The sequence below is a fragment of the Pseudomonas sp. 57B-090624 genome, assembly GCF_003234055.1.
In the GTDB taxonomy this organism is placed as follows: domain Bacteria; phylum Pseudomonadota; class Gammaproteobacteria; order Pseudomonadales; family Pseudomonadaceae; genus Metapseudomonas; species Metapseudomonas tohonis.
In genome coordinates, this window is the sequence record NZ_QKRU01000059.1 from 37,719 (window position 1) to 44,287 (window position 6,569).

General features: G+C 67.2%; 7 protein-coding genes. 3 read left to right on the forward strand and 4 right to left on the reverse strand.

Going from position 1 to position 6,569, the window contains the following annotated elements; translation table 11 throughout:
* Positions 1–17 precede the first annotated feature (17 nt).
* Positions 18–551, forward strand: coding sequence for a PaaI family thioesterase (locus tag DMX10_RS23935; RefSeq protein WP_111263436.1), 534 nt, complete (start codon positions 18–20; stop codon positions 549–551).
* On the forward strand, positions 551–1,825 hold the full coding sequence (gene fabF, locus DMX10_RS23940) for a beta-ketoacyl-ACP synthase II (RefSeq protein ID WP_111263437.1): 1,275 nt from the start codon (positions 551–553) through the stop codon (positions 1,823–1,825). Before DMX10_RS23935 ends, fabF begins: the two co-directional genes overlap by 1 nt.
* A gap of 45 nt (positions 1,826–1,870) precedes the next feature.
* On the opposite strand, the gene DMX10_RS23945 is transcribed toward fabF, so the two are convergent.
* From DMX10_RS23945 to DMX10_RS23955, 3 genes are all read right to left on the reverse strand, one after another.
* On the reverse strand, positions 1,871–2,440 hold the full coding sequence (locus DMX10_RS23945) for a TetR/AcrR family transcriptional regulator (RefSeq protein ID WP_111263438.1): 570 nt from the start codon (positions 2,438–2,440) through the stop codon (positions 1,871–1,873).
* Positions 2,441–2,570: 130 nt separating this feature from the next.
* Positions 2,571–3,704, reverse strand: coding sequence for a thiolase family protein (locus tag DMX10_RS23950; protein ID WP_111263439.1), 1,134 nt, complete (start codon positions 3,702–3,704; stop codon positions 2,571–2,573).
* Positions 3,705–3,858: 154 nt separating this feature from the next.
* A complete protein-coding gene (locus tag DMX10_RS23955; RefSeq protein WP_111263440.1) occupies positions 3,859–5,049 on the reverse strand; it encodes an MFS transporter in 1,191 nt (396 codons plus the stop codon).
* A gap of 90 nt (positions 5,050–5,139) precedes the next feature.
* On the opposite strand from DMX10_RS23955, the gene DMX10_RS23960 reads away from it, so the two are divergent.
* Positions 5,140–5,706, forward strand: coding sequence for a TetR/AcrR family transcriptional regulator (locus DMX10_RS23960; protein ID WP_111263441.1), 567 nt, complete (start codon positions 5,140–5,142; stop codon positions 5,704–5,706).
* Between the two features lie 39 nt (positions 5,707–5,745).
* On the opposite strand, the gene DMX10_RS23965 is transcribed toward DMX10_RS23960, so the two are convergent.
* Positions 5,746–6,569, reverse strand: an 824-nt coding sequence (locus tag DMX10_RS23965) for a calcium-binding protein (protein ID WP_218281337.1), incomplete at its 5' end; no start/stop codon positions are given.

Consider the following 6,569-nt stretch of genomic DNA (forward strand, 5'->3'; position numbering starts at 1 on the left):
CGAGAAGGAAAAGCGCCATGAGCGAATCGAGCCGTGAAGAGAAGCTGCAGGCCTGGCTGGAAGCCGAGCGCGCCATGTGCGCGCGGCTCAAGCCCGGCACCCTGAGCATGTCCGAGGTGGTGCAACTGAGCCCGCGAGAGTTCTTCGACGGCATCGGCCGGGGCGACCTGCCTTCGCCACCGATAGGTGAACTGATGGGCTTCGTGCCCATCGAATGGTCAGAAGAGCGCTTCGTGTTCCAGGGCGTTCCGGATGCCCGTCACTACAATCCCCTGGGCACCGTGCATGGCGGCTATGCGGCGACCCTGCTGGATTCCTGCATGGGCTGCGCCATCCATATGCACGTCAAGCCGGGGCAGGGCTACACCACCACCGACCTGCGCATCAGCTACGTGCGGGCCATGACCGTGAACACCGGGCCGGTGAGGGCGGAAGGGCGCATCATCCACGTGGGCCGCTCGACCGCACTGGCCGAGGGCCGCATCTATGACGTGGACGGGAAGCTCTATGCCACCGGCTCCACGACCTGCTTGATACTTGGAGGGAAATGATGAACTCGCAACGAATCGTCGTCACCGGCATGGGGCTGGTTTCGCCCCTGGGCTGCGGCGTGGAAACCGCCTGGCAGCGCCTGCTGGCTGGGCGTTCGGGCCTGCGTGCCCTGCCCGAAGACACCGTGCGGGATCTCGCGACCAAGGTCGGCGGCAGCGTACCGACGCGGGAGGAAGACCCCGAGGGTGGCTTCGACCCCGACAGTGCTGCCCCGCCCAAGGAGCAGAAGAAGATGGACCGCTTCATCCTCTTCGCCCTGGCCGCCGCCGATGAAGCCTTGCAGCAGGCCGGCTGGGTCGCCGACAGCGACGAGAAGAAGGTCCGTACCGCCACGGTGATCGGCTCCGGCATCGGCGGCTTCGGTGCCATCGCCGACGCCGTGCGCACCACCGACAGCCGTGGCCCGCGACGCCTGTCGCCTTTCACCATTCCCTCCTTCCTGGTCAACCTGGCCGCCGGGCACGTGTCCATCCGTCATGGCTTCCAGGGCCCCATCGGCGCCCCGGTGACCGCCTGCGCCGCGAGCGTGCAGGCCATCGGCGATGCGGCGCGGATGATCCGCTCCGGCGAGGTGGACATCGCCCTGTGCGGCGGCGCCGAGGCGTCGATCGACCGCGTGGCGCTGGCCGGCTTCGCGGCAGCCCGTGCGCTGTCCACCGATTTCAACGACCATCCCGAGCAGGCATCCCGGCCCTTCGACAGCCGTCGCGATGGCTTCGTCATGGGGGAGGGCGCCGGCATGCTGGTGATCGAATCACTCGACCATGCCCTGGCACGTGGCGCCACGCCCATTGCCGAACTGGTGGGCTACGGCACCAGTGCCGACGCCTACCACCTCACCGCAGGGCCGGAGGACGGCAGCGGCGCCCAGCGTGCCATGCGCACCGCCATCGCCCAGGCCGGCATCGAGCCGCGGCAGATCCAGCACCTCAACGCCCATGCCACCTCCACGCCGGTGGGCGACAAGGGTGAGCTGGCGGCGATCAAGGCTGTATTCGGCGCGGAGGGTGGGATCGCGGTTTCCGCCACCAAATCCGCCACCGGGCACCTGCTTGGCGCTGCCGGTGGGCTGGAGGCGATCTTCACCGTGCTGGCCATCCGCGACCAGGTGGCACCACCGACCCTGAACCTCGAACAGCCGGACGAAGACGCCGCCGGCGTGGACATCGTCCATGGCGCGGCGCGGCCGATGACCATCAACTACGCGCTGTCGAACGGCTTCGGTTTCGGCGGGGTGAATGCCAGCGCGCTGTTCCGGCGCTGGATGGGTTGAACGGAGCGGCCCTTGCGGCCGCTCATGGGCATCCTGGCGGCGGGCTCAGGCCTTGCCGCCTTTCTTCTCTTCCAGGCGTGCGGTCAGGTTGCTGCAGGCGTCGTCGAGAATGCGCTTGGACAGGGCCTCGTCCGCGACGCTGCGGGACAGGCTCAGTGCGCCGACCATGGTGGCGACCATCGCCATCGCTTCCTGCGGGTCACCCGTTTCCTTCTCGATCATCCTCAGCAGGTTGCCCACCACCTCGTCGCTGATGGGGCTGGCCTGGCCGCGCTGGCCCAGTTCGGACGACATGGTCGGCAGCGGGCAGCCGGCGTCCGGGTGGTCGCGGTGTTCCGGCGAGAGGTAGCGCTTGAACAATGTCTTGAGCGGCTCCGGCTTGGCGAGCACCTTAGCCCACTGGCCGCTGGCGTCGTTGGCCGCCGCGCGCAGGGCTTCCTGCACCAGGGCATCCTTGGACTTGAAGTGGGCGTAGAAGCCGCCGTGGGTCAGGCCCAATGCCTTCATCAGCGGCTGCAGGCCGGTGGCGTCGATGCCGTCCGCGCGGAAGCGGCGGGAAGCTTCCGCGATGATGCGTTTGTGGGTTTCGGCCTTGTGGTCTTCCGAGTAGCGCATGGCAGTGGCCTCAAATTCCGGGCGTTAGTATGGCGATTGTAATTCCATATTCACCGCCTGTATGCAGTTGCCGTCGCAGCAATGCCGATGGCCGACGAAAGGGGAGGCGCATTCGCACCTCCCCGGCGCATCACTCGACGCTTTCCAGCAGCGTGGCCACGCCCTGGCCGCCACCGATGCATTGGGTGGCGATGGCGTAGCGGCCGCCGGTGCGCTTGAGCAGCGAGGCGGCCTTGCCGGTGATGCGTGCACCGGTGGCGCCCAGCGGGTGCCCGATGGCCATGCCGCCGCCGTCGAGGTTGACCTTGGCGATGTCGATGTCCAGTTCGCGGATGCAGGCCAGTGCCTGGCTGGCGAAGGCTTCGTTGATCTCGAACAGGTCGATGTCATTGACCGACAGGCCGCTGCGCTGCAGCAGCTTGCGGGTGGCGTGCAGCGGGCCCATGCCCATCACCTCCGGTGCGCAGCCGACCACAGCCACCGCCTTGATGCGCGCGAGGATGTCCAGCTTCCAGCGCCGGGCGAATGCCTCGGTGCAGACGAACACCGCCGCCGCGCCATCGGTCAGCGGCGAGGCGGTGCCGGCGGTCACGCTGCCACCGAACGCCGGCTTCAGTTGGGCCAGGGCCTCGGCGTTGGTGCCGGGGCGGATGCAACCGTCTTCGGTAACCGGGCCGTCGGGCGTCTCGATGGTGATGATTTCGTCCTGCAGCAGGCCGCGCAGGCGCGCATCGGCAGCCTTCCCGTGGGACTGCATGGCCATCGCCTCTTGGTCCACGCGGCTGATGGCGTAGCGCTCGGCGACGATCTCGGCGGTGTGGCCCATGGGGATATAGGCCTGGATCTCGCCACTGGTCAGGCGCGGGTTGGGCGAGATGTTGAAGCCGCCCATGGGCACGCGGGTCATGGATTCCACGCCGCAGCAGATGAAGGCCTCGCCGGCGTCGAGCTGGATCTGCCCGGCGGCGAAGTGGATAGCGGTCATGGACGAGCCGCAGAAGCGGTTCACCGTCGCCCCGGCCACGCTCTGCGGCAGGCCGGCGAGGAAGCCGACGATGCGTGCCAGGTTCATGCCCTGTTCGGCCTCGGGGTAGGCGCAGCCGAGGATCAGGTCCTCGATCTCGTTGGGGTCGATGTCCAGGCGATCCACCAAGCCTTTTACGACCTGGCCGGCGAGGTCGTCCGGGCGGATGTTGATCAGCCCGCCCTTCTTGGCGAAGTGGAAGGGCGAGCGGGCGAAACCGGCGATGACGATGGATTGCATATCTCGGGTCCTTGCTGGTTGGGCCGGGCGGAGCCGGCGGGAGCGCCGGGGTTCGAGCGATCCGATGGGGCGCGTGCTTAGGATGATATGCGTAATTCAAACGCTTGTATATTACGGGTGTAATCCAATCGTCGGCTGGACGGGGGGCCTTGCCTCAGGCGCGCTCGGGCCGCAACACGCCCTGCAATGCGACGAGGATCAGGCCGATCAGGACCAGCGCGAACCCCGTGGCGGTCGCCACCAATCCGAAGTGGCGCGCCGACACCCCCGCCAGCAGCGCCGGTACGCAGAACGCCAGGTAGCTGATCACGTAGTAGGTGGCCATCAGCCCGGCGCGCTCATGGGCATGAGCCAATGGCATCACGCTGCGCAGCGCGCCGAGGAAGCCCGAGCCGAAGCCACCGCCGGCCACCAGCGAGGCCACCAGGAACAGCCACAGCCAGCCGGCCTGCACGGCCACCAGCATGGCGCTCACTCCTAACAGCAGCAGGGCGGTGGCGATGCGCAGCACCTGCTGCGCCGTGTGCTGGCGCAGCCACAGGATCGACAGGGCGCCGCTCAGGGTCAGCGCCGTTACCGCCAGCCCGCCCACCAGCGCCGAGTTGGAATCGGTGGCCGCGCGGATCAGCGACGGCGCGAGCGACAGGTAGAAGCCGCCCAGGGACCAGACCGCGACGTTCACCGGCAGCGTGCGCCACAGCGCGCCTCGGGCCTGGGGCGGTACCTTCAGGGTCGGACGCAGCGAGGCGATGGCACCCGGGCGGCGCGAGATGGATTCCGGCAGCCACCACACCAGCAATGCCTGGGCGGCGAACACCAGCAGCAGGACCAGGTAGACCAGGTGCAACGGCCAGGGCGCCCACTCCACCAGCATTCCGCAACCCAGCGCGCCGCACGCCATGCCCAGCTGCGGCGCCACGCTGTTGAACAGCGGCCCGCGCTCGGGGTTGCGATCCAGCAGCGCCGCCCCCAGCACGCTGGTCGCCATCCCCGTGGCGAACCCCTGCATCACCCGCGCCGCCAGCAGCCAGGCGACGCCATCGGCCTCGATGAACAGCGCCATCGCCAGCATCTCCAGTAACAAGGCAGAGAGGATCACCGGCCGCCGGCCCAGGTAATCGGACAGCTTGCCCAGGGTGAGCAGCGCCGCCAGCAGGCTGAAGGCATAGATGGCGAAGACCAGCGTCAGCATCGCCGGGCTGAAGGCCCAATGTGCCTGGTACACCGGGTAGAGCGGGGTGGGCGCGCTGGACGCGGCCAGGAAACTCAGCAGCGTGCTCGCCAACAAGGCGATGCCGCTGCGGGCGTGGCGTTGGTCGAGGCAGGTATCGGCGGTCTGGACCATGATGGGCTCACTAAAGCTAAGACATTGCGTTTGCGCAGTCTGCGCGCAGAAATTCCTTAACGCAAATTCTTTGTGTTAAGGTCCGCCGCCATGGCCATCAAAGAAAACCGTCGCACCGGTGGGCGCAGCGCCCGAGTGCAGGAATCCATCCACGCCGCCGTGCGCGCACTGCTCGACGAGCGTGACCGCGCCGACCTCACCGTCCCGCAGATCGCCGCCCGCGCGGGCGTCACGCCCTCCACCATCTACCGCCGCTGGGGCGACCTCTCCGCTTTGCTCGCCGACGTCGCCCTGGAGCGCATGCTCCCTGGCGAGCCCCAGGACACCGGCACCCTCGCCGGCGACCTGCACGCCTGGGCCGAGCAATACCTCGACGAGATGAGCTCCGAGCTCGGCCGCACCCTGATTCGAGATGTCGTCTCAGATCTGGCCGGCGACTACCCCGGCCAATGCGCCGACCTCGTCCGCTGCCAGCTGCAACTCATCCTCGACCGCGCCGCCCAACGCGGCGAAGCGGCCCCCAGTGCTGATCAGCTGGTCGACGCCGTGGTCGCCCCGATGATCTACCGCATCCTCTTCGCTCCACAGGCCCCCAGTGCCGAGCAGGTGAGGGGATGGGTGGATGGTGCGCTGAACAATTCCAAACCCCGGAAATGAACAAGGCCCCGTGAGGGGCCTTGTTCATTTACTCAGCGGTTACTGCCAGTTCGCGGCGATCACCACCTCCAGCTGCGCCCTCTGCTCGGGCGTCAGGTTGGAATTGCCACCCGCAGGCGGCGCGAAGGCCGCCATGGAGTTGACCAGGTTCTGCACCTGGCTGTCGAGCAGGGTCTTGCCGTCGCCGGACTTGATGGTCTCGATGTGGTTCGAGGTGCTGGAGTACCAGTTGCTGATGGTGACCTTGTCGGGGGAGTCACGCAGGGTCAGTTCCAGGTTGCTGCCGTTGCGTTGGAGCCAGATGTCGTTGGCGGAAATGCCTTCGCTGAAGAGAAGGGTGTCGTTGCCGCCTGCATCGGCTACCAGGTCCTGGCCATCTCCTTTGGCAAACAAGTAGGTGTCATTACCGTAGCCGCCAGTGAGGCTGTCGTTGCCTTCCCCGCCATCGAGGATGTCGTTGCCGGCTGTACCGCTGAGCACATCGTTGCCTGCCATGCCTTTGAGGTGCACGGCGTCATTGCCGAGGGGAGCGAACTTGTCGTCGCCGGCGGTGCCGGTGACACCGAGCTCCATTTCCAGGCTGTTGACAGTGCGAGTGGTGCCATCGGCGAACTCGATCTTCTCGACCCGTCCGTAAGCGTTGGTATACCAGTTGGTGAAGGTGATGCTGTCGGTGGCGCTGTAGTGCAGGGTGAGGTTGCTGCCCTCGCGGGTCATGCGCATGCCGGAGACGGCAATGCCTTCCCCGAAGCGGACGACATCGACATCGGTGCTGTTGGCAGCCGTGTAGTAGAAAGTCTCGGCCAGGGTGTCCTGGCCATCGCCCAGGTTGAAGACATAGGTATCAGCACCGTCATAGCCGT

What these genes read in the sequence shown, in the direction of transcription:
- DMX10_RS23950 (WP_111263439.1), bottom strand. Translation starts at nt 3,704, where the DNA reads ATGCAATCCATCGTCATCGCCGGTTTCGCCCGCTCGCCCTTCCACTTC.
- DMX10_RS23960 (WP_111263441.1), top strand. Translation starts at nt 5,140, where the DNA reads ATGGCCATCAAAGAAAACCGTCGCACCGGTGGGCGCAGCGCCCGAGTG.
- DMX10_RS23935 (WP_111263436.1), top strand. Translation starts at nt 18, where the DNA reads ATGAGCGAATCGAGCCGTGAAGAGAAGCTGCAGGCCTGGCTGGAAGCC.
- fabF (WP_111263437.1), top strand. Translation starts at nt 551, where the DNA reads ATGAACTCGCAACGAATCGTCGTCACCGGCATGGGGCTGGTTTCGCCC.
- DMX10_RS23955 (WP_111263440.1), bottom strand. Translation starts at nt 5,049, where the DNA reads ATGGTCCAGACCGCCGATACCTGCCTCGACCAACGCCACGCCCGCAGC.
- DMX10_RS23945 (WP_111263438.1), bottom strand. Translation starts at nt 2,440, where the DNA reads ATGCGCTACTCGGAAGACCACAAGGCCGAAACCCACAAACGCATCATC.